This window comes from Micromonospora sp. NPDC049900, from assembly GCF_044461025.1.
Classification (GTDB): domain Bacteria; phylum Actinomycetota; class Actinomycetes; order Mycobacteriales; family Micromonosporaceae; genus Micromonospora.
In genome coordinates, this window is sequence record NZ_JBITKM010000023.1 from 21,797 (window position 1) to 48,531 (window position 26,735).

The window sequence follows — 26,735 nt, forward strand, 5'->3', positions numbered from 1 at the left end:
GTCAGCCTCCGGACTGGCGTCGGGCCGCCCGCAACGTCACCTGGTCGGTGACCGCGATCAGCGGGATGGCGAGCAGGACGAAGAGCACCCCGGCCACGATGTACGGCGTGTAGTTGAACGTCTGGGCGGTGGCGATCTGCGCGGCCCGTACCGCGTCGATGGGGCCGGCCAGGGAGACCAGCCCGACGTCCTTCTGCAACGCCACCACGTCGTTGAGCAGCGGCGGCGCCACCCGCCGGACCGCCTGCGGCAGCACCACGTGCCGCATGGTCTGCCGATAGGTGAGCCCCAGCGAGCGGGCCGCCGCGAGCTGGCTGGGATGCACCGACTCGATGCCGGCGCGGAACACCTCGGCCAGGTACCCGCCGTAGGTGAGCACCAGCGCCAACCCGCCCAGCACCAGCACCGGCGGCATGCCCTGCAACCGCAGCCCCGGCACGCCGAGGGTGAGCACGTACAGCACGATGATCAACGGCAGGCCGCGGAACGTGTACGTGTACCCGGCCGCGAGCGCCCGGATCGGGAAGAACACCGGACCGCGCAGCGTCCGCAGGACGGCGATCAGCAACCCGAGCAGCAGCGCGCCGATCGCGCAGCAGACCAGCAGCCGGACGTTGAGCCAGAGCCCGGCGAGCACCCGGGGCAGCGCGTCCCGGGCGATCTCCGGGTCGAGGAACGACTCGCGTACCCGGTCCCAGCCCGGCGCCCCGGTCACCGCGACCGCCAGCAGCGTGCCGATCACCGCCGTGGAGGCGGCGGCGATCAGCACGCTCAGCACGGTCTGCCGACGGCGGTACGCGTCCCGGGCCCGCTGTGCGGGCGACGGATCATGGTGGGTGAGGGTGCTCACGTGAGTTCGGGTGCACCCGCCACCTGGGCGAGCCACTGCTGCTCCAACTGCTTCAGCACACCGTCACCGGCGAGCTGACCGACCGCACCGCTGACGCAGCCGGTCAGCGGCGAGTCCTTGTCCAGCAGCAGCCCGAACGCCTCCGGCGAACCCACCTGGGGGAACTGCCCGACGATCACCGCGTCGTCGATCTCGGCCGAGGTGATGTAGAACGCGGTGGGCAGGTCCACCACCAGCCCGTCGATCTGCCCGTTCTGCAGCGCCTTCTTGGCGTCGTCGTTGCTGTTGTAGACCTGCGGCTCGACCGTCGGCTTCACCAGGTCGGTGATCGCCTGGTAGCTGGTCGTGCCGACCTGGGCGCCGAGCTTGGCGTCGCGCAGGTCGGCCAGCGACGTCCTCCCCGCGATCTTGGAGGACTTCAGCGCGATGACCGACTGCCGCACCAGGTAGTACGGCGCGGAGAAGTCCACCGCCCGCTTGCGCTCGTCGGTGATGGAGAACTGGTTGATGTCGAAGTCGAACTCCTTCGGCCCGGGCGCGACGGCGGTCTCGAACTTGACCCGGGTCCAGACCACGTCCGCGCGGGCGTACCCGAGCTTCTCGGCCACCGCGTACGCCACGGCGGACTCGAAGCCCTCCCCGTTGTCCGGCTTGTCGTCGACGAACCACGGCTGGTACGCGGGCTCGTCGGTGGCGATGGTGAGCTTGCCCGGCGTACGGGTGACCAGGCTCTCCTTGTCGCACGCGGCGGACGCGGTGGGCTGGGGGGCGGGTGCGGATTCGGGCGCGCAGGCGCTGACCGCGAGCAGGACCGAGCCGGCGGCCGCGAGCGCGAGGATGCGAGGAGTGCTGACCATGGCGCACAGCGTACGACCTGCATCGGCGGACGTCGAAGGGGTGTCCCACCATGTCGGTAGGGAATTCCGGTCCCGCCCAGCGGTCGACACCGGCCCCGTGCTCACGGCGACCGAGGGCGACTGAAAGAATCCGATTCCGTGAAGACGTTCGAGGAGTTGTTCGCCGAGCTGCAGGCCAAGGCCGCCGCCGGCACCCCGGGCTCCGGCACGGTCGCCGCGCTGGAGAAGGGCGTGCACTTCATCGGCAAGAAGGTCGTCGAGGAGGCGGCCGAGTCGTGGATGGCCGCCGAGCACGAGGGGCCCGAGCGCACCGCCGAGGAGATCTCCCAACTGCTCTACCAGGTCCAGGTGCTGATGCTGGCCAGTGGTCTCGACCTGAAGGACGTCTACCGACATCTGTGAGTGCCCCGCCGTCGACCTCAACCCGATCGAAGGAGCACTCCGTCATGCTGCGTGTCGCCGTACCCAACAAGGGCGCCCTGGCCGAATCGGCCGCCAAGATGCTGCGCGAGGCGGGCTACCGCCAGCGCACCGACCCGAAGGACCTGGTCTGCCGGGACGAACCCAACGACATCGAGTTCTTCTACCTGCGCCCGAAGGACATCGCCACCTACGTCGGCTCCGGTGACCTGGACGTCGGCATCACCGGCCGGGACCTGCTGATCGACTCCGGCGCGCCGGCCGAGGAGATCGTCGACCTGAACTTCGGCCGGGCCACCTTCCGCTTCGCCGCCCGCGCGGACGACGTCGACGACGTCCGGGAACTCGGCGGGCACCGGATCGCCACCGCGTACCCGGGGCTGGTCGAGCGGCACCTGACCGAGCTGGGCGTCAAGGCCGACGTGATCCGGCTCGACGGCGCGGTGGAGAACGCCATCCGGCTCGGTGTCGCCGACGTGGTCGCCGACGTGGTCGAGACCGGTGCCACGCTGCGCCAGGCCGGGCTGGTGGTCTTCGGTGAGCCGCTGCTGCGCTCGTCGGCGGTGCTGGTCCGCCGCGTCGGTGCCGACGCCCACCCGCAGGCCGAGCAGTTGCTGCGCCGGCTGCACGGGGTGCTGGTGGCCCGCCGCTACGTGATGCTCGCCTACGACGTACCGGCCGGACTGCTGGACCGGGCCAGCTCGCTGACCCCCGGCATCGAGTCGCCGACCGTCTCCCCACTGCACCGCGAGGGCTGGGTGGCGGTGCAGGCCATGGTGCTGCGCGACGACGTGCACCAGATCATGGACGAGCTCTACGACCTCGGCGCCCGGGCGATCCTGGTCACCAACATCCACGCCTGCCGGCTGTGAGGCCGCGCCCGGCGGCGCTCGCGCTGGCTCTGGTCACCCTCGGCGGTGTCGCGTCGGCGGCGCAGGGCGCGGTCAACGCCGAGCTGGGCCAGCGGACCGGCAACGCCACCGTGGGCGCGGTCGTCAACAACCTCGGCGGCTGCCTGCTGGTCCTGCTCGGGCTGCTGGCGCTGCCGTCCATGCGGACCGGGCTCGTCGCGTTGCGGCGGGCCCGGCTGCCCTGGTGGTCGTACCTCGGCGGGCTGGGCGGCGCGGCCATCGTGGTGCTCGCCGCCTACGCCGTGCCGGTGCTCGGCGTCGCGGTCTTCACCATCGCCCAGGTCGCCGGCAGCAGCCTCGGTGGGCTGGCCTCGGACCGCTCCGGCCTGGCCCCGGTGGGTCGGCTGCCGCTCACCGCGCCCCGCATCGCCGGGGCGCTGCTCGGGGTGGCTGCGGTGGCCCTGGCCCAGACCGGCCGACCGATCGGTGACCTGGCCGTGGGTGTGCTCCTGCTGGCCGTGCTCGGCGGTGTCGCCGTGGCGTTGCAGGCCGCGCTCAACGGCCGGATCTCCGCCGCCGGTTCGGCCGCCGCCGGGGTCGCGGTCAACTTCGTCGTCAGTACGCCGGTGGTGCTGCTCGTCGCCGCGCTGGCGGGCGCCTTCTCCGGCCCGTCCATCAGTTGGCCGAGCGGGTGGCACCTCTACACCGGCGGGCTGCTCGGCGTCGGCATCGTCGCCGCCCTGGTGATCGGCGTCCGGGCGGCCGGCGTCCTGCGTACCGGCCTGGCCCTGGTCGGCGGCCAACTCGTCGGCGCGCTGTTGCTGGACGCGCTGCTGCCGCAGGGCCCCGGCGCCCGGCTGCCGGTCCTGGCCGGCGCCGTGCTCACCCTGCTCGCCGTGCTGGTCGCCGGTCGTGGACCGCGCGCCGCCACCGCCCCGGCCACCGGCACCCCACCCCCGGTCCCACGCACGCCCCCGGTCGCCGAGGTCGGGACCGGTGGGGACGACGGTGCGGTCCGTGTGGCGCCGGACGACGTGCCGGGGTCGGATGGCAAACTGGGCGCATGAGTGAGCGGCGGGACGCGACGCAGGCCAGTGCCGGCACGGGCGAACGCGAGCCGGTGAACGGCACCGACCGGATCCACCTGCGACCGCGCCGCATCCGGCTGGTCTGCTGGATCTCGGCGGCCGTGCTGGTCGTCGTGTTCGCCCTGATCGCCACCACCCTGACCGGCCCCACCGGCAACGGCTACGGCACCTTCCAGCGCGGCGACCAGTTCGCCATGATCGGGCTCGGTGTCCTGTTCGCCCTCGGCACGCTGTTGTTCACCCGTCCCCGGGTCGAGGCGGACGCCCACCGCATCCGGGTCCGCAACATCATCGGCTCGTACGAGTTGCCCTGGGAGGTCGTCCGCGGCGTCCGCTTCGACCGCGGCGCGCCGTGGGCCGCCCTGGAGCTGTACGACGACGACCTGCTGCCGGTGGTCGCCCTCCAGGCCGCCGACAAGCAGCTCGCCGTCGACGGCGTCCGTGCCCTGCGCCGCCTGCACCAGGCGCACCTGACCGCCGTCTCCGAGCGCGCCACCCGCTGAGCGCCCTCACCCGGGCACTTCGTCCGGGCCGGCTCACTGCCCGTGGCGCTGAGCGTCCGTGGCGCACGGGGTACTTCCCGCACTGGAATCTCCCGCGCGACCGGTCGTCACGCTCAGTCGCCTTCGCCGCTGCACTCCACCGTGTGGTCGGCGGCCTGTCGAGCTGACGGCACGAATGGATCGCCACGGGTTCGGCCCTCGGTGATGGCGCCGACGGTTCAGCTCGACAGGGCCCGGCCCGAATCGACAGGGCCCGGCCCGAACCACCACCCGTCGCACCCGGACGACAGACCCGTCGCACCGGACGACAGACCCGGTGCGGGCGGGTGGATCAGCGCGGGCGGACCGGGATAGGGCGGGTCGGTTTGGGGCGGTGGTTACCGAGGGTGTAGTGTGGTCGAGTCGACCAGGCTGTCCGCGTTGAGCGGGCGGCCATGAAAGTGGGGCGCCTGCTCCCACCCGAGTCGCCGACTGCGGCGGCCGGGTCCGGTCTCCGGTTCCGGGCATGTCCCGGGTCGGGATGCGCGATCCTGTGATCGTGCCGACCGGTCGAGCGGGCCCTGGCATGCGCCGGGGCCTTCTGCTTTCCGGGTCGGCTCCCAACCGGGAGCCGCAGGGTCGGCCGCCTATGAAGATCCGACTCGAGGAGGCCCCATCAGCGTCGAACCACGCGTGAACGAGCAGATCCGGGCACGTGAGGTCCGACTGGTCGGCCCCGAGGGTGAGCAGGTGGGCATCGTCCCGCTGGAGCGCGCCCTTCAGCTGGCCGCGGACGTCGATCTGGACCTGGTCGAGGTTGCGCCGATGGCGCGCCCGCCGGTGTGCAAGCTCATGGACTTCGGCAAGTTCAAGTACGAGAGCGCACTCAAGGCGCGCGAAGCGCGGCGTAACCAGCAGCAGACCGTCATCAAGGAGATGAAGCTCCGGCCGAAGATCGATCCGCACGACTACGAGACCAAGAAGGGTCACGTGGTGCGGTTCCTCAAGGCCGGCGACAAGGTCAAGGTGACGATCATGTTCCGCGGTCGCGAGCAGAGTCGCCCGGAGCTGGGTTACCGGCTCCTGCGTCGGCTGGAGAGCGAGATCTCGGAGCTGGGGTACGTCGAGGCCGCTCCGAAGCAGGACGGTCGAAACATGATCATGGTGCTCGCGCCGCACCGCGCCACCAAGGCCGCCGCAGTCGCCGCGGTCGCCTCCCGGGGCGGGGCGCCCCGGGACCGGGCAGCGGAGGATTCCGCCGCGCCGGAGGCCGGCGAGACCGCAGCAGCCGGTGACACCGGCACCGTCGCCGACAACAGCGGCGAGTAACAGGGGAGAAGACGTTCCACATGCCGAAGATGAAGAGCCACACGGGGACGGGCAAGCGGGTCCGCGTGACCGGTAAGGGCAAGATCGTGAAGCAGCAGGCCGGTCTGCGCCACAACCTGGAGAAGAAGCCCTCCACCCGTACCCGGCGGCTGACGGGCCTGGTCGAGGTCGCCAAGTCCGACGTCAAGCGCCTCAAGAAGCTGCTCGGCCGCTGACGCGCGCCAACCTGAGTCCAAGAAGGAGTTGAGATGGCACGCGTCAAGCGGGCTGTGAACGCCCAGAAGAAGCGTCGTACCCTGCTGGAGACCGCGAGTGGCTACCGCGGTCAGCGCTCCCGGCTGTACCGCAAGGCCAAGGAGCAGGTGCTGCACTCGATGCAGTACGCCTACCGGGACCGTCGCGACCGCAAGGGCGACTTCCGGCAGCTGTGGATCCAGCGGATCAACGCGGGTGCCCGTGCCAACGGGATGACCTACAACCGCCTGATCCAGGGCCTGCGCCTGGCCGGCATCGAGGTCGACCGCAAGATCCTGGCCGACATGGCGGTCCACGACGCTCCGGCGTTCGCGGCGATCGTCGAGCTGGCCCGGGCCGCGGTCAAGGCCGAGGGCACCGGCGGCGCGCCGGCTCAGGCCGCCTGATCCCCGCACAACGCAGTGAGGCGTCCCCACGACCGGGGGCGCCTCGCGCGTGTGTGGTGAGGACGACATGACCTTCACTCCGCGTACGCCCCGGGTGGTCGCCGCCCGTCGGCTCCACCGCCGCCGGGAGCGCGAGGCCACCGGCCGGTTCCTGGCCGAGGGGCCGCAGGCGGTCCGCGAGGCCCTGGCCCGCCCGCGTACGGTGCGGGAGCTGTTCGGCACGCCGGCCGCCCTCGACCGGTACGCCGACCTCGCGGCAGCCGCCGCCCGGGACGACGTACCCGTCTCCGAGGTGACCGGGGAGGCGCTCGCCGCGCTCGCCGAGACCGTCGCACCGCAGGGACTGGTCGCCGTCTGCGAGCACGTCGACGTACCGCTGGAGACCGCACTGGCCCGCCGCCCGCGCCTGGTCGCCGTACTCGCCGGCATCCGTGACCCGGGCAACGCCGGCACCGTGCTGCGGACCGCCGACGCGGCCGGGGCCGCCACGGTGGTCTTCGCCGGCGAGGCCGTCGACCCGTACAACGGCAAGTGTGTCCGGTCCTCGGCCGGCAGCCTGTTCCACGTCGACGTGGTTCGCGAACCCGACCCCGCCGAGGTGCTCGTCGCGGCCCGGTCCGCCGGGCTGACCGTGCTCGCCGCCACCGGGCACGGCGCCGACGACCTCGACGACCTGGCCGACGCCGGCCGGCTCGCCGCGCCCACCGCCTGGCTGTTCGGCTCCGAGGCGCACGGCCTGCCCACCGAACTGGTCGAGGCCGCCGACGCCCGGGTCCGGGTGCCGCTGCACGGGCGTGCCGAGAGCCTCAACCTGGCTGCGGCTGCGGCGGTCTGCCTGTACGCTTCAGCGAAAGCGCAGCGCTGACCTCACACCCCACAGGGAGAGCGGCCCCCATGGTGAACGCGATACGGCGTTCCTTTAGCCAGCCCGCCGGTGTCGGCGGGCGGCGGGCCTGACCTGCTCCCCACGCGACTCCCACCGGCGGGCTGCGGCGCAGCCGCGCGTCCGTAGACTCGCTTCGCCGCCCGTGAGGGCCGGCACCGCCGTGAGGGAGTGCCCGTACGCCATGAGCTACCGCAACGATCCGTACGACCCGAAGCAGGTCGCCCTGCTCGACCCGGCCGCCCTGGCCGAGGCCGTGTCCGAGGCCGAGAAGGCGTTCGCCGCCGCCGGTGACCCCGACGCGCTGGCCGTGGTGCGACCGGCGCACCTCGGGGACCGCGCCCCAGTCTCGCTGGCCCGCCGGGAGATCGGCGCGCTGCCGCCGGCCGCCAAGTCCGACGCCGGTAAGCGGGTCAACGAGGCCCGCCGCGCCATCGAGCAGGCCCACGCCGCCCGCGCCGAGGTGCTGGAGCGCGAACAGGCCGAGCGGGTGCTGGTGGAGGAGCGCGTCGACGTGACGTTGCCCTACGACCGGCGGCCGCGCGGCTCCCGGCACCCGATCAGCGTGCTGACCGAGCAGATCAGCGATCTGTTCGTCGGGATGGGCTACGAGGTGGCCGAGGGACCCGAGGTCGAGTTGGAGTGGACCAACTTCGACGCGCTGAACATCGGGCCGGACCACCCGGCGCGCGGCCTGATGGACACCTTCCACATCGCACCCGCCGAGGAGTCCGGGCTGGTCCTGCGGACCCACACCTCGCCGGTGCAGGCGCGGACCATGCTGACCCGCAAGCCGCCGATCTATGTGGTCGTGCCCGGCCGGGTCTACCGCACCGACGAACTGGACGCCACCCACGCGCCCGTCTTCCACCAGGTCGAGGGCCTGGTGGTGGACAAGGGCATCACCATGGCGCACCTGCGCGGCACCCTCGACCACTTCGCCCGGGCGATGTTCGGGGCGGGGGCGCGGACCCGCTTCCGGCCGCACTACTTCCCGTTCACCGAGCCGTCGGCCGAGTTCGACGTCTGGTTCCCGGAGCACCGCGACGGACCTCGCTGGGTGGAGTGGGGCGGCTGCGGCATGGTCAACCCGCGGGTGCTGCGCGCCTGCGGCATCGACCCGGAGGTCTACTCGGGGTTCGCCTTCGGCATGGGCATCGACCGCACGGTGATGTTCCGGCACGGGGTCAGCGACATGCGGGACATGGCCGAAGGCGACGTGCGGTTCACCCGCGCCTTCGGGGCCGGGGTGTAGGGCGACGGGTACGAGTCACGGAGACGGTGGTCACAAGTCATGCGAGTTTCTGTCAGTTGGCTGCGGGAGTACGTCGACCTCCCGGCCGACCTGCCCGCCGCCGACCTGGAGCGGGCCCTGGTCGACCTCGGAATCGAGGTCGAGTCGATCGTGGACCTGGCCGACACGGTCCAGGGGGCGCTGGTGGTCGGTGAGGTCCTCGAGATCGAGGAACTGACCGGTTTCAAGAAGCCGATCCGGTTCTGCCGGGTCGACGTCGGCGCCGCCAACGGCACCGGCGAGCCGCAGGAGATCGTCTGCGGGGCGCGCAACTTCGCCCCGGGCGACCGGGTGGTGGTGATCCTGCCCGGCGGTGTCCTGCCGGGTGGCTTCGCCATCGGTGCCCGCAAGACGTACGGGCGCAACTCCAACGGCATGATCTGCTCGGAGCGCGAGCTGGGCCTCGGCGACGACCACGACGGCATCGTGGTGCTGCCCGAGGGCACCGCCGCCAAACCCGGCGACGACGCCCGACCGGTGGTCGGCCTCGACGACGTCGTGGTGGAGGTGGAGATCACCCCGGACCGGGGCTACCAGATGTCGCTGCGGGGGCTGGCCCGCGAGTTGGCGCTCGCCCTCGGGGTCGGCTTCCGGGACCCCGGTCTGGCCCCCGCGCCGACCGGCACCGACGTACCGGCGTACCCGGTCGAGGTCCGGGACACGGTCGGCTGCGACCGGTTCGCGGCCCGGCTGGTGCGCGGCGTGGACCCGACCGCACCGAGCCCCGAGTGGATGCAGCGGCGGCTCACCGTCGCCGGCATCCGCACCATCTCGCTGCCGGTCGACATCACCAACTACGTGATGCTGGAACTCGGCCAGCCGATGCACGCCTTCGACGCGGACCGGATCACCGGCGCGCTGGTGGTCCGACGGGCCGAGGTGGGCGAGAAGCTGACCACGCTCGACGGGGTGACCCGGGCGCTGGCCCCGGAGGACATGGTCATCTGCGACACCGGAGCGCCGAACCCGGTCGGCGGTGAGGGCGTGCCGATCTCGCTCGCGGCCGTGATGGGCGGCGAGACCAGCGAGGTGGTGCCCGGCACCGTCAACGTGCTGTTCGAGGCCGCGCACTGGGACCCGGTGATGGTCGGGCGCACCGCCCGCCGGCACAAGCTGTTCAGCGAGGCCGCGAAGCGCTGGGAGCGGGGCGTGGACCCGGCCCTGCCGCTGGTCGCGCTGGAGCGGGCGGTACGGCTGCTCACCGAGTACGCGGGCGGCACCGTCGCCGACGAGGTGTTGGACATCGACCACGTCGCACCGCGTACGCCGATCGTGCTGCCGGTGGACCTGCCCACCCGACGGGTCGGCGTGGAGTATCCACCGGCCCGGGTGGTGGCCCTGCTGGAGCAGGTCGGGTGCACCGTGGCCCGGGGCGCCGACCGGCTCGCCGAGGACGCGGGCGAGGTGGGGACCGTCGCCGGTGCCGAGGCGCTCAGCGTCGTCCCGCCCACCTGGCGACCCGACCTGACCGATCCGGCCGACCTGGTCGAGGAGGTGGCGCGCCTCGACGGGTACGACAAGGTGCCGTCGGTGCTGCCGACCGCGCCGCCCGGGCGAGGGTTGACCGCGCGGCAGCGCCGCCACCGCGCCGTGTGCCGCTCGCTCGCCGAACGCGGCTTCGTCGAGGTGCTGGCGCACCCGTTCGTCTCCACCGAGCTGGCCGACCAGCTCGGGCTGCCCGACGACGACCCGCGTCGCCAGGCGGTCCGGCTGGCCAACCCGCTGTCCGAGGAGGAGCCGCTGCTGCGGACCTCGCTGCTCGGTCCGCTGCTCGGCATCGTCCGCCGCAATCTCGGCCGTGGCCTGCGCGACCTGGCGATCTTCGAGACCGGCACGGTCTTCCGCGCGCGTCCGGGTGCCGGACGGCCGCCGGTCATGGGCGTCGACCGGCGTCCCACCGACGAGGAGTTCGCCGCCGCCGACGCGGTCGTCCCGGACCAGCCCCGGCACGTCGCGGTCGTACTGACCGGCGACGTCGAGCCGGCCGGCTGGTGGGGCGCGGGTCGGGCCGCCGGCTGGGCCGACGCCGTCGAGGCGGGTCGGGCGGTGCTCGCCGCCGCCGGGGTGCCGCAGGGTTCCGTCGAGGTGCGGGCCGCCGAGTACGCCCCCTGGCATCCCGGCCGGTGCGCCGCGTTGCTGGTGGACGGCACGGTGGTCGGCCACGCCGGTGAACTGCACCCGACGGTGCTCGCCACGCTGGAACTGCCCCGTCGGACCAGTGCCATGGAGCTGGACCTGGACGCGTTGCCGGAGGCGCCGGTGGCGCTCGCGCCGACGGTGTCCGGCTTCCCGCCGGCACTGATCGACGTGGCGCTGGTGGTGGACGAGTCGGTCCCGGCGGAGTCGGTGCGGCAGGCCCTCACCGAGGGCGCCGGTGACCTGCTGGAGTCGGTGCGGCTGTTCGACGTGTACGCCTCCGACCAGTTGGGCGCGGGCCGCAAGTCGTTGGCGTACAAGCTGACCTTCCGCGCACCCGACCGGACGCTGACCGTCGAGGAGGCGGTGGCCGCCCGCGACGCCGCGGTGGCCCGTGCCGCCGAGCGCTTCCAGGCGACCCTGCGCGGCGCCTGACGCGGATGTAAGGAAGGGTCCCCTGCTAACGCCTCGTGCATAGCAGGGGACCCTTCCTTACCTCCGGGCGGAGATCGGCCGAAAGGCTGGCATCGATAGCTGTTTGGTTACCCGCGAGTCACGTCCGAGCGGTTAGCCTGCTGGGATCCCGCGCACCGCCGCCGATCGCACCCCGCCACCCCACGGGAGTCCCCTCATGTCCGACGAGCCCCCCTCCGCGGTCGACGTCTGCATCGTCGGTGGTTGTGGCCGGGTCGGCCTGCCGCTGGGCATCGCCTTCGCCGCCCGTGGGCTCTCCGTCGTGCTGTACGACATCAACGCCGACGCGGTGGACACCGTCAACGCCGCCACGTTGCCGTTCGTCGAGGCGGGTGCCGCCGCACCGCTGGCCGAGGCGGTCGCCACCGGTCGTCTCCGGGCCACCACCGACCCGGCGGCGGTGGGCGTCTCCGCGCATCTGGTGGTCGTCGTGGGGACCCCGGTCGACGAGCACCTCAACCCGGATCTCGGTGCCGTGCCCCGGGCTCTGGAGCGGTGCGCCGAGTACCTGCGGGACGGTCAGCTCGTGGTGCTGCGCAGCACCGTCTATCCGGGCGTGACCGCGCTGACCGAGAAGCTGCTGGCGGCCAAGGGGGTGCACGCCGACGTCGCCTTCTGTCCGGAGCGTATCGCCGAGGGCCACGCGATGACCGAACTGTTCGCGCTGCCGCAGATCGTGGCCGCGCGTACGCCGGAGGCACAGGCTCGGGCGGAGCGGCTGTTCCGGCACCTCACCGACCGGATCGTGCCGTTGCAGCCGGAGGAGGCGGAGCTGGCGAAGTTGTTCACCAACACGTGGCGCTACGTCAAGTTCGCCACCGCCAACCAGTTCTGGATGATGGCCAACGACGTCGGGCTCGACTTCGCCCGGATCCGGCACGCGGTGGCGTACGACTACCCGCGCGCGGCGGATCTGCCGATGCCGGGGTTCGCCGCCGGGCCGTGCCTGTTCAAGGACACCATGCAGTTGGCCGCGTTCAACCGGAACAACTTCGTGCTCGGCCACTCGGCCATGCTGATCAACGAGGGGCTGCCGCTGTACCTGGTGTCCCGGTTGGAGGACCGCTTCGACCTGGCCTCCTCTACCGTGGGCATTCTCGGCATGGCGTTCAAGGGCGGCAGCGACGACCCCCGGGAGAGCCTGGCGTACAAGCTGCGCAAGATCCTGGCGTTGAAGACCCGGGAGACGCTCTGCACCGACCCGTACGTGGTCGACGAGCGGTTTCTCGACCTGGACGAGGTGCTGCGCCGGTCGGATCTCCTGGTGATCGCGGCACCGCACGAGCAGTACGCCCGCCTCGACACCGACCGGCCGGTGATCGACATGTGGGGCCTGACCGGGCAGGGGGTGCGGGTGTGAACCCGCGCGTCTCGGTGATCGTGCCGGTCTACGACGAGGGCGAGGCGGTCGTCCGCTGCCTGGAACGGATGCTGCGGGAGTTGATGCTCCCCGCCGAGGTGCTCGTCGTGCACGACCAGCCCGAGGACACCACGGTGCCGTACGTCGAGCAGGTCGCGCGGACCGATCCCCGGGTGCGGGCGGTGTTGAACACCTACGGCCGGGGCCCGGCCAACGCGATCCGGTTCGGCATCGACGCGGCCCGGGCGCCGGTCGCGGTGGTGACGATGGCCGACGGCTGTGACGATCCCCGGCAGATCGACGAGCTGGCCCGGCTGGTGGACCGGGGGGTGGTGGTCGCGGCGGCGTCCCGCTACATGCCGGGCGGCCAGCAGGTCGGCGGTCCACGGTTGAAGCGGATCATGTCCCGTTGGGCGGGCCGGAGCCTCTACACCTTCGCCCGGGTCGGCACCCGGGACGCCACCAACAGCTTCAAGGCGTACGACACGGCGTTCGTGCGGGAGGTCGGCATCGAGTCGCGGACCGGCTTCGAGATCGGGTTGGAGTTGACCGCCAAGGCGACCCGGCTGCGGCTGCCGGTGGCGGAGATCCCGACGATCTGGCTGGACCGGCCGCTCGGCGAGTCCCACTTCGACCTCGGGCGGTTCCTGCCGGGCTACCTGCGGTGGTACTTCTTCTCCTACGGTCGACGGCTGAGCCGGGAGAAGCTGGCCGCCCGGCGTGGTCCGGCGGTCGTGACGGTCCCGTGCGCCCCCGGGTACGACAAGCGCGGCCCCGAGTACGAGAAGACGGCTGAGGAGCGCACGTGGCGAAGGTCCTGGTAACCGGATCGGCCGGCTTCATCGGCGGCTACCTGGTCGCCGAGTTGCTCGATCGCGGGCACGAGGTGGTCGGGGTCGACGACTTCTCGAAGTACGGGCCGGTCACGCACAGCTACGACGCGCACCCGCGCTTCCGGTTCGTCGAGGGCGACGCGCGCGACGTCGACCTGCTCACCGACCTGCTCGACGGCTGTGACCATCTGGTCGCCGGTGCGGCGATGATCGGCGGGATCTCCTACTTCCACGCGTACGCCTACGACCTGCTCGCCACCAACGAACGGATCATGGCGGCCACCTGCGACGCGGCGATCCGGGCCCATCGCGAGGGTGGGCTCGCCAAGGTCACCTACCTCTCCTCCTCGATGGTGTACGAGTCGACCGCGCACTGGCCGAGCCGGGAGGGCGACGAGCGACGTATCCCACCGCCGCTGTCCTCGTACGGCTTCCAGAAGCTGGCGGTGGAGTACTACGCCCGGGCCGCCTGGGAGCAGTACCGGTTGCCGTACACGATCGTGCGGCCGTTCAACTGCGTGGGGGTGGGGGAGGGGCGGGCCCTCGGCCAGGCCGAGGTGCTCTCCGGCAACGTGAAGCTGGCCATGTCGCACGTGGTGCCCGACCTGGTGCAGAAGATCGTCAAGGGCCAGGACCCGCTGCACATCCTCGGCGAGGGCGACCAGGTGCGGCACTACACCTACGGCGGTGACCTGGCGCGGGGCATCGCGCTCGCCGTCGAGCATCCGGCCGCGCGCAACGAGGACTTCAACCTCTCCACCGCGCGGTCGACGACGGTCCTGGAGTTGGCCGAGCTGATCTGGCACAAGATCAAGGGGCCGGACGTGCCGTTCCGGCACGTCAGCGACGATCCCTTCGAGTACGACGTGCGCAAGCGTGTGCCGGACATCACCAAGGCCGCCGAGGTGCTCGGCTTCACGGCCACCACCTCCTTGGACGAGATGCTCGACGAGGTGATCCCGTGGGTGACCCGGGCGGTGGCCGAGGGGCGGCTCTGACCGTCCCCGACGAGAGCCCGGTGACATCACCATGCAGTGGTATGCATGACCTTGCGGTCAGTCACCGGCCGCTGCTAACCTCTTCTGCATAGTCATGCGGAGGTAGGTATGGGAATTCGGGTCGCAGTCGCCGGGGCGAGTGGATACGCCGGAGGTGAGCTGCTGCGCCTGCTGACCGGGCACCCCGAGTTCGACCTGGTCGCCGCCACCGCGCACCGCCAGGCGGGACAGCCGCTGGACAGCGTGCACCCGCAGCTCACCGGTCTGGACCTGACCTTCGCGGCGACCACCGTGGACGTCCTGGCCGACGCCGACCTGGTGTTCCTCGCCCTGCCGCACGGTGAGTCGGCGGCGCTCGCGGCCCGGCTGCCCGCGCAGGTGCGGGTGGTGGACCTCGGCGCGGACCACCGCCTGGTCGACGGGGACGCCTGGACGCGCTACTACGGCGGCACCCACGCCGGGGCGTGGACCTACGGGCTGCCCGAGCTGCCCGGCCAACGGGAGCGCATCGCCACCGCCACGCGGGTGGCCAACACCGGCTGTTACGCGGCCACCATCGTGCTGGCGCTGGCACCGCTGATCGCCGCCGGAGCCGCCGACCCGGCCGACGTGGTGGTCGTCGCCGCCAGCGGCACCTCCGGCGCGGGCCGGGCCGCCAAGACCCACCTGCTGGCCAGCGAGGTGGCAGGCGACCTGTCGCCGTACAAGGTCGGCGCGCACCAGCACGTGCCCGAGATCAAGCAGGCCACCGGCGCGACCGGGCTGTCGTTCACGCCGGTGCTGGCGCCGATGCCGCGCGGCATCCTGGCCACCGTCACCGCGCGGCCGACCGGAGAGGTGGACCCCCGCGCGGTGCTGGCACCGGCGTACGCGGACGCGCCCTTCGTGCACCTGCTGCCCGAGGGGCGGTGGCCGCACACCGCCGCCACCCTCGGCGGCAACGCCTGCCACCTCCAGGCCACCGTCGACGTCGACTCCGGTCGGCTGATCGTGGTCGCCGCCCTGGACAACCTCGGCAAGGGTGCCGCCGGCCAGGCGGTGCAGAACGCCAACCTGATGTTCGGTCTGCCCGAGACCACGGGCCTGTCCTGCTTCGGAGTCGCGCCATGACCGTCACCACCCCGGCGGGGTTCCGGGCGGCCGGGGTCGCCGCCGGCCTCAAGACCAGCGGCGCCTCCGACGTGGCCCTGGTGGTCAACGACGGCCCGGACGCCGGGGTCGCCGCGGTCTTCACCAGCAACCGGGTCAAGGCCGCGCCGGTGATCTGGACCCAGCAGGTGGTCCACGGCGGCCGGGTCCGGGTGGTGGTGCTCAACTCCGGCGGCGCGAACGCCTGCACCGGCCCGGCCGGCTTTCAGGACACCCACGCCACCGCCGAACACACCGCCGCCGAACTCAGCGCGGTCACCGGCCGGGAGTACGGCGCCGGTGAGGTGGCCGTCTGCTCCACCGGCCTGATCGGTGAACGGCTGCCGATGGACAAGCTCCTGCCGGGAGTGGGCGCGGCGGTGCGGGCCCTGACCGGTGACGGCGGTGACGCCGCCGCCGAGGCGATCATGACCACCGACAGTCGCCCGAAGACCGCCGTGACGCGCGGCGACGGCTGGACCGTCGGCGGCATGGCCAAGGGCGCCGGCATGCTGGCCCCCGGCATGGCCACCATGCTCTGCGTCCTGACCACCGATGCGGTGGCCACGCCGGAGACGCTCGGCGTCGCGCTGCGGGCCGCCACCCGGGTCACCTTCGACCGGGTCGACTCGGACGGCTGCATGTCGACGAACGACACCGTGCTGCTGCTGGCCAGCGGCGCCTCCGGGGTCACGCCGAGCGAGGCGGAGCTGACCGGCGCGGTCACCGCCGCCTGCCACGACCTGGCGCAGCAGTTGCTGGCCGACGCCGAGGGCGCCACGAAGGAGATCGCCATCGAGGTGGTCGGCGCGGCAGGCGAGGACGAGGCGGTCGAGGTGGGCCGTTCGGTGGCCCGCAACAACCTGGTGAAGACCGCGCTGTTCGGCAACGACCCGAACTGGGGGCGGATCCTCGCCGCCGTCGGCACCACCACCGCCGCGTTCGAGCCGGACGAGATCGACGTGGCGGTCAACGGCGTCTGGATCTGCCGGTCCGGTGCCGCCGCCGAGGACCGGTCCCGGGTCGACCTGACCGGACGGGACGTCACCATCCGGATCGACCTGCACGCCGGTGCCGCCGAGGCGACGGTGTGGACCAACGACCTGTCGCACGGGTACGTGCACGAGAACTCGGCATATTCGACGTGAGCGCGAGGAACGCAGCGAAGCGGAGTCCCGCAGTCGCGAACAGAAGGTCAGCAGCATGATCTTTCACGGAAGGCCGGTCCGGTGACCCTGACCTCGGATCTGACCCGCGCCCAGGAGAAGGCCGCCACCCTGATCGAGGCGCTGCCGTGGCTGGCCCGTTTCTCCGGCTCCACGGTCGTGGTCAAGTACGGCGGCAACGCCATGGTCGACCCCGAGTTGCAGCGCGCCTTCGCCGCCGACATGGTGTTCCTGCGCTACGTCGGGCTCAAGCCGGTGGTGGTGCACGGCGGGGGACCGCAGATCTCGGCGATGCTCGGTCGGCTCGGCATCGACAGCGAGTTCCGGGGCGGCCTGCGGGTGACCACCCCGGAGGCGATGGACGTGGTCCGGATGGTGCTGGTCGGGCAGGTCGGCCGGGAACTGGTCGGGCTGATCAACGCGCACGGTCCGTTCGCGGTCGGGCTCTCCGGTGAGGACGCCGGGCTGTTCACCGCGGTGCGTCGGCACGCGTACGTGGACGGGGAAGCCGTCGACGTGGGTCAGGTCGGCGACGTCGAGTCGGTGGACGTCTCGGCGGTCGACGACCTGATCGGGGCCGGTCGGATCCCGGTGATCTCGACGGTGGCCCCGGACGTGGACGGGGTGCTGCACAACCTCAACGCGGACACCGCCGCCGCCGCGCTGGCGGTGGCGCTGCGCGCCCGCAAGCTGGTCGTGCTCACCGACGTGCCCGGCCTGTACGCCAACTGGCCGGACACCTCCAGCCTGGTCAGCGAGATCGGCACCGCCGAGCTGGCCGAGCTGCTGCCGTCGCTGGAGTCGGGCATGGTGCCCAAGATGGAGGCCTGCCTGCGTGCGGTCACCGGCGGCGTACCCGCGGCCCACGTGGTCGACGGCCGGGTCGCGCACTCCACCCTGTTGGAAGTTTTCACCTCGGAAGGCTTCGGAACGATGGTGATCCCCTCATGAGTACGCTCATCGAGCGGTGGCGGCAGTCGATGATGGACAACTACGGCACGCCACCGTTGGCCCTGGTGTCCGGTTCCGGCGCGGTGGTGACCGACGAGGCCGGCCGGGAGTACGTGGACCTGCTCGGTGGCATCGCCGTCAACTCCCTCGGTCACGCGCACCCGGCCGTGGTGGCCGCCGTGTCGAAGCAGGTCGCCACGCTCGGGCACGTCTCCAACCTGTACGTCGCCGAACCCCCGGTGGCCCTGGCGGAGCTGTTGCTGGCCCTGGCCGGACGCCCGGGTCGGGTGTTCTTCGCCAACTCCGGCGCGGAGGCGAACGAGGCGGCGTTCAAGCTGTCCCGGCGGACCGGCCGCACCCACGCCGTCGCCACCGTCGGTGGCTTCCACGGCCGGACCATGGGCGCGCTGGCGTTGACCGGTCAGCCGGCCAAGGCCGACCCGTTCCGTCCACTGCCCGGCGAGGTCGACCACGTCCCGTACGGTGACGTCGCCGCGCTGGAGGCGGCGGTGACCGACGCGACCGCGATGGTGATCCTGGAGCCGATCCAGGGCGAGAACGGCGTGGTGGTGCCACCGGCCGGCTACCTCGCCGCGGCCCGCCGGATCACCGCCCGGCACGGCGCGCTGCTGGTGATCGACGAGGTGCAGACCGGCGTCGGTCGCACCGGGCACTGGTACGCGCACCAGGCCGAGGGCGTCGAGCCGGACGTGGTGACCCTGGCCAAGGGGCTCGGCGGTGGACTGCCGATCGGTGCCACCCTGGCCTTCGGCCCGGCCGCCGACCTGCTGGGCGCCGGCTCGCACGGCAGCACCTTCGGCGGCAACCCGGTGAGCTGCGCCGCCGCGCTCGCGGTGATCTCCACCATCGCCCACGAGGGGCTGCTCGACCACGTGAAGCGGATCGGGGAACGGCTGCGCCGGGGCGTCGAGGGGCTCGGGCACCCGCTGGTCGGCGGGGTGCGGGGCGCCGGGCTGCTGCTCGGCGTGACACTGACCGCGCCGGTGTCGGCCGCCGCCGCCGAGACGCTGCGTACCGCCGGTTTCCTGGTCAACCCGATCCAGCCGGACGTGCTCCGGTTGGCCCCGCCGCTCATCCTCACCGCCGACCAGGCCGACGCGTTCCTGGCCGCACTGCCCGTCGCCCTCGACGCGGTGACGCCCGCCCCCGGCCCGGCCGGTGACCTCGACCCGACGGAGGCCAACGCATGACCCGGCACTTCCTGCGTGACGACGACCTGTCGCCCGCCGAGCAGGCCGCCGTGCTCGACCTGGCCGCCCGGATGAAGGCCGACCGGTTCGCGTACGCGCCGCTCGCCGGGCCCCGGTCGGTGGCGGTGCTGTTCGACAAGCAGAGCCTGCGGACCCGGATCTCGTTCGACGCCGGCATCGCCGAGCTCGGTGGGCATCCGCTGGTGGTGGACACCCAGGTCACCCACTTCGGGCGGGGGGAGACGCTGGCCGACGCGGGGCGGGTGTTGTCCCGCTACGTGGCCGCGATCGTGCTGCGCACGCACGGCGACGACCGCATCGCCGAGGTGGCCGAGGGGGCGACCGTGCCGGTCGTCAACGCGCTGACCGACGGCTTCCACCCCTGCCAGCTCCTGGCCGACCTGCTGACCGTGCGGGAACGCTTCGGCGACACCGCCGGGCGCATCCTGGCGTACGTCGGCGACGCGGCGAACAACATGTCCCACTCGTACCTGCTGGCCGGCGCGACCGCCGGGATGCACGTCCGCGTCGCCGGCCCGGAGGGGTTCGCGCCCGACGCCGACGTGGTGGCCCGCGCCGAGGCGATCGCCGCGCAGACCGGCGGCAGCGTCCAGGTGTTCGTCGACCCGGTCGCCGCGGTCCGGGACGCCGACGTGGTCGCCACCGACACCTGGGTCTCGATGGGGCAGGAGGGCGACGGGCTGGACCGCGCCACCCCGTTCCTGCCCTACCAGGTCAACGAGGATCTGCTCGGGCACGCCGCACCGACGGTGATCGTGCTGCACTGCCTGCCGGCGCACCGCGGCGAGGAGATCACCGACGAGGTGCTGGACGGCCCGCGCAGCGCCGTCTTCGACCAGGCGGAGAATCGGTTGCACGCCCAGAAGGCGTTGCTGGCGTTCCTGCTGGGGGAGGAGACGTGAGCGCACCGTTGACCCGTGCCGCCCGGCACGCCCGCATCGTCGAGCTGATCCGCGACCGGGCCGTCCGCTCGCAGACCGAGCTGGCCGAGTTCCTCGGCGACGAGGGCGTCCAGGTCACCCAGGCGACGCTCTCGCGGGACCTGAAGGAACTCGGTGCGGTCACCGCCCGGGGCGGTGACGGCCGGGCCGTGTACGTCATCCCGGAGGACGGCCACCGGCCGCTGCGCGACGCCGAGGCGGCACCGGCCCGGCTGGTACGGCTGCTGCGGGAACTGCTCAACGAGGTCGACTCCAGCGGCAACATCGCCGTGCTGCGCACCCCACCGGGGGCGGCACAGTACCTGGCCAGCGCGTTGGACCGGGCGGGCCTGCCGGAGGTGGTCGGCACCATCGCCGGTGACGACACCATCCTCGTGGTGGCCCGGGAATCCGACGGCGGTGCCGCGCTCGGCGAACGGCTCGCCGGCTGGGCCCGCCGCGACGAGTACACCGAAGGGAACACAGCACCATGACCGAGCGGAACCTCGGGCGGGACGCCCGGTGCGGAGCGGCGCGGTGGTGACCACCAGAATGGACCAGGTGGACGACAAGAGCCTGACCGAGAACAGCGCGCCCGCCAACCGTACGAGCCTGTGGGGTGGCCGGTTCGCCGGTGGCCCGTCGGAGGCGCTCGCCCGGCTGTCGGTGAGCGTCCAGTTCGACTGGCGGCTGGCCCCGTACGACATCGCCGGTTCCCGGGCCCACGCCCGGGTGCTGGCCGGCGCCGGCCTGCTCGACCCGGACGAACTGGGCCGTATCCTCGCCGCCCTGGACGACCTGGAGGCGGCCTGCGCCTCGGGCGCGTTCCGGCCCACGGTCGACGACGAGGACGTGCACACCGCCCTGGAACGGGGGCTGCTGGAGCGGCTCGGCAGCCTCGGCGGCAAGCTGCGCGCCGGCCGGTCCCGCAACGACCAGGTCGCCACCGACCTGCGGCTGTACCTGCGCGACCACGCCCGGGGGGTGGCCTCGCGGCTGGTCGAGCTGGCCGAGGCGTTGGTGGAGCAGGCCGAGCGGCACGTGGACACCGCCGCGCCCGGGATGACGCACCTGCAGCACGCCCAGCCGGTCACCTTCGGCCACTGGCTGCTCGCCCACGTGCAGCCGCTGCTGCGGGACCTGGAGCGACTGCGCGACTGGGACCACCGCGCCGCCGTGAGCCCGCTCGGCGCGGGCGCGCTGGCCGGTTCGGGGCTGCCGCTGGACCCGGTGGCGGTCTCCAAGGAGCTCGGTTTCCGCACCTCGTTCGCCAACTCGATGGACGCGGTGGCGGACCGGGACTTCGTCGCCGAGTTCCTCTTCATCACCGCGATGGTCGGCGTGCACCTGTCCCGTCTCGGCGAGGAGGTGGTGCTCTGGACGTCGCAGGAGTTCGGCTGGGTCGAGCTGGACGACGCCTTCGCCACCGGGTCCTCGATCATGCCGCAGAAGAAGAACGCGGACATCGCCGAGCTGGCCCGGGGCAAGTCGGGACGGCTGGTGGGTGGGCTGGTCGCGGTGCTGACCATGCTCAAGGGCCTGCCCATGACGTACGACCGGGACATGCAGGAGGACAAGGAACCGGCCTTCGACGCGGTCGACACCCTGGAACTGCTGCTGCCGGCCCTGGCCGGGATGATCTCCACCATGACGGTACGCGTCGACCGCCTGGTCGCCGCCGCGCCGGTGGGCTTCTCGCTGGCCACCGAGGTGGCCGACTGGCTGGTCCGCAAGGGCGTGCCGTTCCGCGACGCGCACGAGATCACCGGCAAGCTGGTGGCGCTCTGCGCGGCCCGGGACTGCGCCCTGGACGAGGTCTCCGACGACGACCTGGCCACGGTCAGCGAGCACCTCGACCCGAGCGTCCGGGACGTGCTGTCGGTCCGTTCGGCGCTGGCCGCCCGGACCACGCCCGGCTCGACCGGTCCCGGCCCGGTCGCCGACCAGCTCGCCACCGCCGCCGACCGGCTGGCCGGTTGGCGGGAGTGGGCGGCGGAGCAGGTCGTACCCCGCTGAGGCGTGACGGCCCGGCCCGGTCGAGACCGGCCGGGCCGTCCACGTCGGGGTGACGACGGTCGGCCGGATCGGGTGACACGACCTCGTACGCTGCTGGCATCAGCGTCGCGTTCCTGCTGCCGTCGCCGGCGGTCTCCGTGCGCCGCCTGCACGATCTGGGCCGTTCCGGCTGGTGGCTCCTGATCGGGCTGATCCCGATCGTCGGGTGGATCGTGCTGATCGTGTTCTTCGTGCAGGACGGTCAGCCCGGTCCGAACCGTTTCGGTCCCAGTCCCAAGTCCTAGTCGGCTGCTGCGCCTGCGGCTCCCCACTCTGGTCGGCGCCCTGTCGAGCTGACCGCAGCAGCGGATCGGACCTCGCCCCGAGCCCGCACCTGGTGCGGCGATAGCGCCGCTGGTTCAGCTCGACAGGCGGCCAGGAGGAGTACGGGACGCCCGATCCGTCGAGGTCTGGTGCGCGACGTCCACCGGCGCGATCGCCGCCTGGTTGCCGATCGAACCTGGCTCCGGGAGCAGGCCGAACCGCTGCGGGCGTGGTGCAAGCCGTCCTGCGGCAACCGTGCCCGGGTGTCCCGGCACCACCGGCGCCAGACGGCGAACCCGACGGTTCCGTAGCGTTCCGGCGGCGACCCCGGGCCTCCCGGCGGCGACCCCGGCCGGGGATGAGCGCGGCGTGACGGGGGACACTGGAGGGGGCCGGGCCTACGGAATAGTTGACGAGTCAAATATGTTGTTCGCGACGCCGGGTACGAACCGCCCGGGTCGGACGACACGAGGAGCTGTCATGCAGTTCGGAGTCTTCACCGTCGGCGACGTCACGGTCGACCCGACCACCGGTCGTGAGCCGACCGAGGCGGAGCGGATCAAGGCGATGGTGGCCATCGCGCTCAAGGCCGAGGAGGTCGGTCTCGACGTCTTCGCCACCGGCGAGCACCACAACCCGCCGTTCGTGCCCTCATCGCCCACCACCATGCTGGGCTACATCGCGGCCCGCACCGAGCGGCTGCTGCTGTCCACCGCGACCACGCTGATCACCACCAACGACCCGGTGAAGATCGCCGAGGACTACGCGATGCTCCAGCACCTGGCCGACGGCCGGGTCGACCTGATGATGGGGCGCGGCAACACCGGGCCGGTCTACCCCTGGTTCGGGCAGGACATCCGCAACGGCATCCCGCTGGCCATCGAGAACTACGACCTGCTGCGTCGGCTCTGGCGCGAGGACGTCGTCGACTGGTCGGGCAAGTTCCGTACCCCGTTGCAGTCCTTCACCTCGACGCCGCGACCGCTCGACGGCGTGCCGCCGTTCGTCTGGCACGGCTCGATCCGCAGCCCGGAGATCGCCGAGCAGGCCGCGTACTACGGCGACGGGTTCTTCGCCAACCACATCTTCTGGCCGGCCGAGCACACCCGCCGGATGGTGGGCCTCTACCGGCAGCGCTTCGCGCACTACGGCCACGGCTCCGCCGACCAGGCCATCGTCGGCCTCGGCGGGCAGGTCTTCGTGCGGCGCAACTCCCAGGACGCGGTCCGCGAGTTCCGGCCCTACTTCGACAACGCGCCGGTCTACGGGCACGGCCCGTCGCTGGAGGAGTTCACCTCGCAGACGCCGCTGACCGTGGGCAGCCCGCAGCAGGTGATCGACCGGACCCTCGGGTTCCGGGACTACGTGGGCGACTACCAGCGTCAGCTCTTCCTGGTCGACCACGCCGGGCTGCCACTGAAGACGGTGCTGGAGCAGCTCGACCTGCTCGGCGAGGAGGTCGTACCGGTGCTGCGCAAGGAGTTCGAGTCGCTGCGTCCGGCCCACGTACCGGCGGCACCGACGCACGCCTCGCTGCGTGCCGCCGCCGAGCGGGCCGCCTCCGGCGACGCGGAGCCGGCCGGCGCGGCGTCGGCGGAGGGTAAGCGGTGACCGGACGGGCGATCGCCGTCGTCTCGGCCGGCCTCAGCCAGCCGTCGTCGACCCGACTGCTCGCCGACCAGCTCGCCGCGGCCACCCGCGACGAGCTGGTCGGGCGCGGCGAGCAGGTCGAGCTGCACCACGTCGAGCTGCGCGAGTACGCCCACGACATCGTCAACCACCTGCTCACCGGCTTCGCCCCGGACCCGCTGCGGCAGGTGCTCGACCGGGTAACCGGCGCGGACGGACTGATCGCGGTCACACCGATCTTCAACGCCTCGTACAGCGGCCTGTTCAAGTCGTTCTTCGACCTGCTCGACGCCGACGCGCTGGGCGGACGGCCGGTGCTGATCGGGGCCACCGGCGGCACCGCCCGGCACTCACTCGCCCTGGAGCACGCGCTCCGTCCGATGTTCACCTACCTACGGTCGGTGGTGACGCCGACGGCGGTCTTCGCCGCCTCCGAGGACTGGTCCGGCGGTACGGCCGAGGGGGCGCTGCGGTCCCGGATCACCCGTGCCGCCCGGGAACTCGCCGAGCAGGTGCACCGCGCCGCCCCGTCGCGCGGACCGGCCGACCCGTTCGCGCTCGGCACCGACTTCGAGCGGCTGCTGCGCGGCGACGCCTGACCGTACGACGCGAACGCCCTCGCCGTGATCACGGCGAGGGCGTCGGCGACTCAGAGCGCCGGTTCGTGCGGGTGGGCGACCAGCACCGGGCAGCGGGCGTGCTGCACCAGCGCCTGGCTGACCGAGCCGAGCAGCAGCCCGGCGAAGCCGCCCCGCCCCCGGGAGCCCGCCACCACCAGGGCCGCGTCCGAGGTCGCCTCGATCAGCGCCTGGTCCGGCTTCGCCGAGGTGATCGACCGTTCCTCGACGGTCAGCCCCGGATGGCTGCCCCGGGCCGAGGCCGCCGCCGTGGCCAGCAGCGCCGCCGCCTCCCCGCCGTCGTCGGCGTGCCGTTCGTCGGCGACGTGCGCCAGCACCAACGTGCCGCCGCGTCGGACCGCCTCCTCGGCGCCGTACCCGACGGCCAGTTCGGCCGACTCGGAGCCGTCCACCCCGACCAGCACCGCCCCCTCGGTCGGCAGCGGACGGTCCGGCGGCCGGACCACCAGCACCGGACAGTGGCCGTGCGCGGCGACCTGGGTGCCGACGGACCCGAGCAGCAGTCCCGCGAAGCCGCCGAGTCCCCGGCTGCCCACCACGACCAGTTCCGCCCGCCGGGACTCCTCGACCAGCGTCGCGCCCGGACCACCGGCCACCTGGCGCACCTCGACGGTGAGCCCCGGCCACCGGTCTCCCAGTTCGGCGGCGGTCTGTTCGAGCATCTTCCGGCCGTCCTCGGTCGGCGCCGGCAACCCCACCTCGTACGGGTTGATCGGCACCCCGTAGCCGAGCGGGTGCAGGTAACCGTGCACCAGGTGCAGGGGGCGGGACCGCCAGACCGCCGCCTGCGCCGCGTGTTCCGCGGCCACCAGACTCGGCGGTGATCCGTCCACCCCCACCACGACAGGTCGGTTCATCGGCCCTCCAGATTCGCCTCTGCCCATTGTCGGGGCCGGGTCAACGGTGGGCCGGCCCCGACACACCGACCGCGACCAGGCCCAGCGGGCGCAACCCGACCGGGTGGGCGGTGTCGACCGGTGCCGTCCCGACCAGGGCCGCCGCCAGCGCCAGCACCCGCAGTCCGGTGCTCGCCATCCGCTGCGCGGCGGCGCTCAGCGCGGTCACGTCCCCGTCCACGGCGTCGAGCAGCGGCATCCGCAGCACCCCCTCCGGCACCCCGGAACAGACCACCAGGTACCGGCGGTCGCAGCAGCGGTGCACCGTGGTCGTCCGGCCCAGCCGCCGGTCGAAGGGGTGTACGGCGATCCGGGGCCAGGCGGTCCGGGTGCGCACCGGGTCCAGCCCGCAGCGGGCCGCGAAGGTCACCAGCGCCGCCTGAACCGGGTCGCCGACGGGGTACCAGTCCGGCCGGTGGGCGTCCGGCGGGGCCACCGCGGCGTCGGAGCAGAGCAGCCCGGCCCGCGCCAGCCGACGCAGCTCGTCCGGTACGGCCACCGGTGTGCCGTCGCGGTGGACACCGCCGTACGGGGCGTACCCGGTGCCGGTCACGTCGAGGCGGACGCCGCCCGGGATGACCGCGTGGCGTACCGCCCACCGTCTCTCGGTGCGGGCACCCGTCGTGCCGTCCGGTGCCGCCTTCGCGACCACGCCGGTGCGCGCCGCCTGTCTCTCGCCGATGACCTGGACCTGTCCGGCCAACGTCCGCTCCGCCCTGTGCCGGGGCCGTCCCGCCGACGGCTCTCCCGATGCCAGCCTGGTCCGCTCCGGCGCACACCGGCAGGGGCGATCCGCCCGCGTGGCCCGGGACCAACGGCCCTGCCCACCCCGACCACCGCTGCGTAGAGTCGGGGGGTGACGGACGACCTGCGGCTGCGGCCCGTCGGCGAGGACGACCTGCCGGAGTTCTACGCCCACCAGCTCGACCCGGAGGCCAGCCGGATGGCCGCCTTCGGTCCGGCGGACCCGGCCGACCCGCGCGTGTTCGCCGCGCGCTGGGTCCGGATCCTGACCGACCCGGACACCCTGGCCCGCACGGTGACCGTCGACGAGACGGTGGTCGGCTACGTGCTCGCCTTCCCCGTCGGCGACCGCATCGAGGTCAGCTACTGGATCGACCCGGCCCGGTGGGGTCGGGGCCACGCCACGCGCGCGCTCGGCGCGCTGCTCGCGGAGGTGACCCGACGGCCGCTGCACGCGCGCGCGGCGGTCGACAACGCCGCCTCGCTGACCGTGCTGCGGCGCTGCGGCTTCGTCGTGCGCGGCACCGACCGGGCCTTCGCTCCGGCCCGGGGCCACGAGGTCGACGAGTACGTCCTGGAACTGCCCGCCTGACCGCCCCGCCGGGCCGCTGACCAG

29 protein-coding genes are annotated in these 26,735 nt (G+C 72.8%); 25 read left to right on the forward strand and 4 right to left on the reverse strand.

Annotation, left to right across the window (positions count from 1 at the left end; all coding sequences use genetic code 11):
* Position 1: 1 nt before the first annotated feature.
* Positions 2–850 (reverse strand): amino acid ABC transporter permease, encoded by an 849-nt coding sequence (locus ACIBMZ_RS28715; RefSeq protein ID WP_396699126.1) that lies wholly within the window; start codon positions 848–850, stop codon positions 2–4.
* Complete coding sequence (locus tag ACIBMZ_RS28720; protein WP_396699128.1) at positions 847–1,707, reverse strand: ABC transporter substrate-binding protein; 861 nt, start codon at positions 1,705–1,707, stop codon at positions 847–849. The genes ACIBMZ_RS28715 and ACIBMZ_RS28720 overlap by 4 nt, the downstream gene beginning before the upstream one ends.
* A gap of 120 nt (positions 1,708–1,827) precedes the next feature.
* On the opposite strand from ACIBMZ_RS28720, the gene ACIBMZ_RS28725 reads away from it, so the two are divergent.
* The 24 genes from ACIBMZ_RS28725 (at position 1,828) to ACIBMZ_RS28840 (ending at position 24,440) form a co-directional block, all read left to right on the forward strand.
* On the forward strand, positions 1,828–2,109 hold the full coding sequence (locus ACIBMZ_RS28725; protein ID WP_396699188.1) for a phosphoribosyl-ATP diphosphatase: 282 nt from the start codon (positions 1,828–1,830) through the stop codon (positions 2,107–2,109).
* Between the two features lie 44 nt (positions 2,110–2,153).
* On the forward strand, positions 2,154–2,999 hold the full coding sequence (hisG, locus tag ACIBMZ_RS28730; RefSeq protein WP_396699130.1) for an ATP phosphoribosyltransferase: 846 nt from the start codon (positions 2,154–2,156) through the stop codon (positions 2,997–2,999).
* A complete protein-coding gene (locus ACIBMZ_RS28735) occupies positions 2,996–4,045 on the forward strand; it encodes a DMT family transporter (protein WP_396699132.1) in 1,050 nt (349 codons plus the stop codon). Before hisG ends, ACIBMZ_RS28735 begins: the two co-directional genes overlap by 4 nt.
* On the forward strand, positions 4,042–4,569 hold the full coding sequence (locus ACIBMZ_RS28740; protein ID WP_396699134.1) for a PH domain-containing protein: 528 nt from the start codon (positions 4,042–4,044) through the stop codon (positions 4,567–4,569). Before ACIBMZ_RS28735 ends, ACIBMZ_RS28740 begins: the two co-directional genes overlap by 4 nt.
* A 672-nt stretch (positions 4,570–5,241) precedes the next feature.
* Positions 5,242–5,877 (forward strand): translation initiation factor IF-3, encoded by a 636-nt coding sequence (gene infC / locus ACIBMZ_RS28745; RefSeq protein WP_350700095.1) that lies wholly within the window; start codon positions 5,242–5,244, stop codon positions 5,875–5,877.
* Between the two features lie 20 nt (positions 5,878–5,897).
* Positions 5,898–6,092: a 50S ribosomal protein L35 gene (rpmI, locus tag ACIBMZ_RS28750; RefSeq protein ID WP_396699136.1), complete on the forward strand. Its 195-nt coding sequence runs from the start codon at positions 5,898–5,900 to the stop codon at positions 6,090–6,092.
* A 33-nt stretch (positions 6,093–6,125) separates the two neighbouring features.
* On the forward strand, positions 6,126–6,518 hold the full coding sequence (gene rplT, locus ACIBMZ_RS28755) for a 50S ribosomal protein L20 (RefSeq protein WP_117230164.1): 393 nt from the start codon (positions 6,126–6,128) through the stop codon (positions 6,516–6,518).
* A 67-nt stretch (positions 6,519–6,585) separates the two neighbouring features.
* On the forward strand, positions 6,586–7,383 hold the full coding sequence (locus tag ACIBMZ_RS28760) for a TrmH family RNA methyltransferase (protein WP_396699139.1): 798 nt from the start codon (positions 6,586–6,588) through the stop codon (positions 7,381–7,383).
* 202 nt (positions 7,384–7,585) lie between these two features.
* Positions 7,586–8,656, forward strand: coding sequence for a phenylalanine--tRNA ligase subunit alpha (pheS, locus tag ACIBMZ_RS28765; protein WP_396699141.1), 1,071 nt, complete (start codon positions 7,586–7,588; stop codon positions 8,654–8,656).
* 39 nt (positions 8,657–8,695) lie between these two features.
* Positions 8,696–11,266, forward strand: coding sequence for a phenylalanine--tRNA ligase subunit beta (gene pheT, locus ACIBMZ_RS28770; protein ID WP_396699143.1), 2,571 nt, complete (start codon positions 8,696–8,698; stop codon positions 11,264–11,266).
* A gap of 196 nt (positions 11,267–11,462) precedes the next feature.
* Positions 11,463–12,665 carry a nucleotide sugar dehydrogenase gene (locus ACIBMZ_RS28775; protein WP_396699145.1) on the forward strand — a complete coding sequence of 401 codons (1,203 nt, stop codon included), beginning with the start codon at positions 11,463–11,465 and terminating at the stop codon, positions 12,663–12,665.
* Positions 12,662–13,489: a glycosyltransferase family 2 protein gene (locus ACIBMZ_RS28780; protein ID WP_396699147.1), complete on the forward strand. Its 828-nt coding sequence runs from the start codon at positions 12,662–12,664 to the stop codon at positions 13,487–13,489. The genes ACIBMZ_RS28775 and ACIBMZ_RS28780 overlap by 4 nt, the downstream gene beginning before the upstream one ends.
* A complete protein-coding gene (locus tag ACIBMZ_RS28785; protein WP_396699149.1) occupies positions 13,471–14,496 on the forward strand; it encodes an NAD-dependent epimerase/dehydratase family protein in 1,026 nt (341 codons plus the stop codon). The genes ACIBMZ_RS28780 and ACIBMZ_RS28785 overlap by 19 nt, the downstream gene beginning before the upstream one ends.
* Positions 14,497–14,604: 108 nt before the next feature.
* Entirely contained in the window at positions 14,605–15,606 is a 1,002-nt protein-coding gene (gene argC / locus ACIBMZ_RS28790; protein ID WP_396699151.1) for an N-acetyl-gamma-glutamyl-phosphate reductase, read from the forward strand.
* On the forward strand, positions 15,603–16,772 hold the full coding sequence (argJ, locus tag ACIBMZ_RS28795; RefSeq protein ID WP_396699153.1) for a bifunctional glutamate N-acetyltransferase/amino-acid acetyltransferase ArgJ: 1,170 nt from the start codon (positions 15,603–15,605) through the stop codon (positions 16,770–16,772). The genes argC and argJ overlap by 4 nt, the downstream gene beginning before the upstream one ends.
* Positions 16,773–16,853: 81 nt before the next feature.
* Positions 16,854–17,741, forward strand: coding sequence for an acetylglutamate kinase (argB, locus tag ACIBMZ_RS28800; protein ID WP_396699155.1), 888 nt, complete (start codon positions 16,854–16,856; stop codon positions 17,739–17,741).
* Complete coding sequence (locus ACIBMZ_RS28805) at positions 17,738–18,952, forward strand: acetylornithine transaminase (RefSeq protein ID WP_396699157.1); 1,215 nt, start codon at positions 17,738–17,740, stop codon at positions 18,950–18,952. The genes argB and ACIBMZ_RS28805 overlap by 4 nt, the downstream gene beginning before the upstream one ends.
* Positions 18,949–19,875: an ornithine carbamoyltransferase gene (gene argF, locus ACIBMZ_RS28810; protein WP_396699159.1), complete on the forward strand. Its 927-nt coding sequence runs from the start codon at positions 18,949–18,951 to the stop codon at positions 19,873–19,875. The genes ACIBMZ_RS28805 and argF overlap by 4 nt, the downstream gene beginning before the upstream one ends.
* Entirely contained in the window at positions 19,872–20,387 is a 516-nt protein-coding gene (locus tag ACIBMZ_RS28815; protein WP_117230175.1) for an arginine repressor, read from the forward strand. The genes argF and ACIBMZ_RS28815 overlap by 4 nt, the downstream gene beginning before the upstream one ends.
* 58 nt (positions 20,388–20,445) lie before the next feature.
* Complete coding sequence (gene argH, locus ACIBMZ_RS28820) at positions 20,446–21,909, forward strand: argininosuccinate lyase (RefSeq protein ID WP_396699191.1); 1,464 nt, start codon at positions 20,446–20,448, stop codon at positions 21,907–21,909.
* 98 nt (positions 21,910–22,007) lie between these two features.
* Positions 22,008–22,193, forward strand: a complete 186-nt coding sequence (locus tag ACIBMZ_RS28825; protein ID WP_396699193.1) for a DUF805 domain-containing protein — start codon at positions 22,008–22,010, stop codon at positions 22,191–22,193.
* A gap of 168 nt (positions 22,194–22,361) precedes the next feature.
* Positions 22,362–22,523, forward strand: coding sequence for a hypothetical protein (locus tag ACIBMZ_RS28830; RefSeq protein ID WP_396699161.1), 162 nt, complete (start codon positions 22,362–22,364; stop codon positions 22,521–22,523).
* A gap of 169 nt (positions 22,524–22,692) precedes the next feature.
* Positions 22,693–23,823, forward strand: coding sequence for an LLM class flavin-dependent oxidoreductase (locus tag ACIBMZ_RS28835; protein ID WP_396699163.1), 1,131 nt, complete (start codon positions 22,693–22,695; stop codon positions 23,821–23,823).
* Positions 23,820–24,440: an FMN reductase gene (locus ACIBMZ_RS28840; RefSeq protein WP_396699165.1), complete on the forward strand. Its 621-nt coding sequence runs from the start codon at positions 23,820–23,822 to the stop codon at positions 24,438–24,440. Before ACIBMZ_RS28835 ends, ACIBMZ_RS28840 begins: the two co-directional genes overlap by 4 nt.
* Before the next feature lie 50 nt (positions 24,441–24,490).
* Here ACIBMZ_RS28840 and ACIBMZ_RS28845 read toward each other — a convergent pair whose 3' ends face one another.
* Both ACIBMZ_RS28845 and ACIBMZ_RS28850 read right to left on the reverse strand, forming a co-directional pair.
* Positions 24,491–25,336 carry a universal stress protein gene (locus ACIBMZ_RS28845; RefSeq protein ID WP_396699167.1) on the reverse strand — a complete coding sequence of 282 codons (846 nt, stop codon included), beginning with the start codon at positions 25,334–25,336 and terminating at the stop codon, positions 24,491–24,493.
* A gap of 40 nt (positions 25,337–25,376) precedes the next feature.
* Positions 25,377–26,078 carry a hypothetical protein gene (locus ACIBMZ_RS28850; protein ID WP_396699169.1) on the reverse strand — a complete coding sequence of 234 codons (702 nt, stop codon included), beginning with the start codon at positions 26,076–26,078 and terminating at the stop codon, positions 25,377–25,379.
* Between the two features lie 153 nt (positions 26,079–26,231).
* Between ACIBMZ_RS28850 and ACIBMZ_RS28855 the strand changes: the two genes are divergently transcribed.
* On the forward strand, positions 26,232–26,711 hold the full coding sequence (locus ACIBMZ_RS28855) for a GNAT family N-acetyltransferase (protein WP_396699171.1): 480 nt from the start codon (positions 26,232–26,234) through the stop codon (positions 26,709–26,711).
* Positions 26,712–26,735 lie beyond the last annotated feature (24 nt).

Coding starts and splice junctions, on each gene's coding strand:
- ACIBMZ_RS28720 (WP_396699128.1), bottom strand. CDS start 1,707: ATGGTCAGCACTCCTCGCATCCTCGCGCTCGCGGCCGCCGGCTCGGTC.
- hisG (WP_396699130.1), top strand. CDS start 2,154: ATGCTGCGTGTCGCCGTACCCAACAAGGGCGCCCTGGCCGAATCGGCC.
- ACIBMZ_RS28740 (WP_396699134.1), top strand. CDS start 4,042: ATGAGTGAGCGGCGGGACGCGACGCAGGCCAGTGCCGGCACGGGCGAA.
- rpmI (WP_396699136.1), top strand. CDS start 5,898: ATGCCGAAGATGAAGAGCCACACGGGGACGGGCAAGCGGGTCCGCGTG.
- rplT (WP_117230164.1), top strand. CDS start 6,126: ATGGCACGCGTCAAGCGGGCTGTGAACGCCCAGAAGAAGCGTCGTACC.
- ACIBMZ_RS28760 (WP_396699139.1), top strand. CDS start 6,586: ATGACCTTCACTCCGCGTACGCCCCGGGTGGTCGCCGCCCGTCGGCTC.
- pheS (WP_396699141.1), top strand. CDS start 7,586: ATGAGCTACCGCAACGATCCGTACGACCCGAAGCAGGTCGCCCTGCTC.
- pheT (WP_396699143.1), top strand. CDS start 8,696: ATGCGAGTTTCTGTCAGTTGGCTGCGGGAGTACGTCGACCTCCCGGCC.
- ACIBMZ_RS28775 (WP_396699145.1), top strand. CDS start 11,463: ATGTCCGACGAGCCCCCCTCCGCGGTCGACGTCTGCATCGTCGGTGGT.
- argC (WP_396699151.1), top strand. CDS start 14,605: ATGGGAATTCGGGTCGCAGTCGCCGGGGCGAGTGGATACGCCGGAGGT.
- argJ (WP_396699153.1), top strand. CDS start 15,603: ATGACCGTCACCACCCCGGCGGGGTTCCGGGCGGCCGGGGTCGCCGCC.
- ACIBMZ_RS28805 (WP_396699157.1), top strand. CDS start 17,738: ATGAGTACGCTCATCGAGCGGTGGCGGCAGTCGATGATGGACAACTAC.
- argF (WP_396699159.1), top strand. CDS start 18,949: ATGACCCGGCACTTCCTGCGTGACGACGACCTGTCGCCCGCCGAGCAG.
- argH (WP_396699191.1), top strand. CDS start 20,446: ATGGACCAGGTGGACGACAAGAGCCTGACCGAGAACAGCGCGCCCGCC.
- ACIBMZ_RS28835 (WP_396699163.1), top strand. CDS start 22,693: ATGCAGTTCGGAGTCTTCACCGTCGGCGACGTCACGGTCGACCCGACC.
- ACIBMZ_RS28845 (WP_396699167.1), bottom strand. CDS start 25,336: ATGAACCGACCTGTCGTGGTGGGGGTGGACGGATCACCGCCGAGTCTG.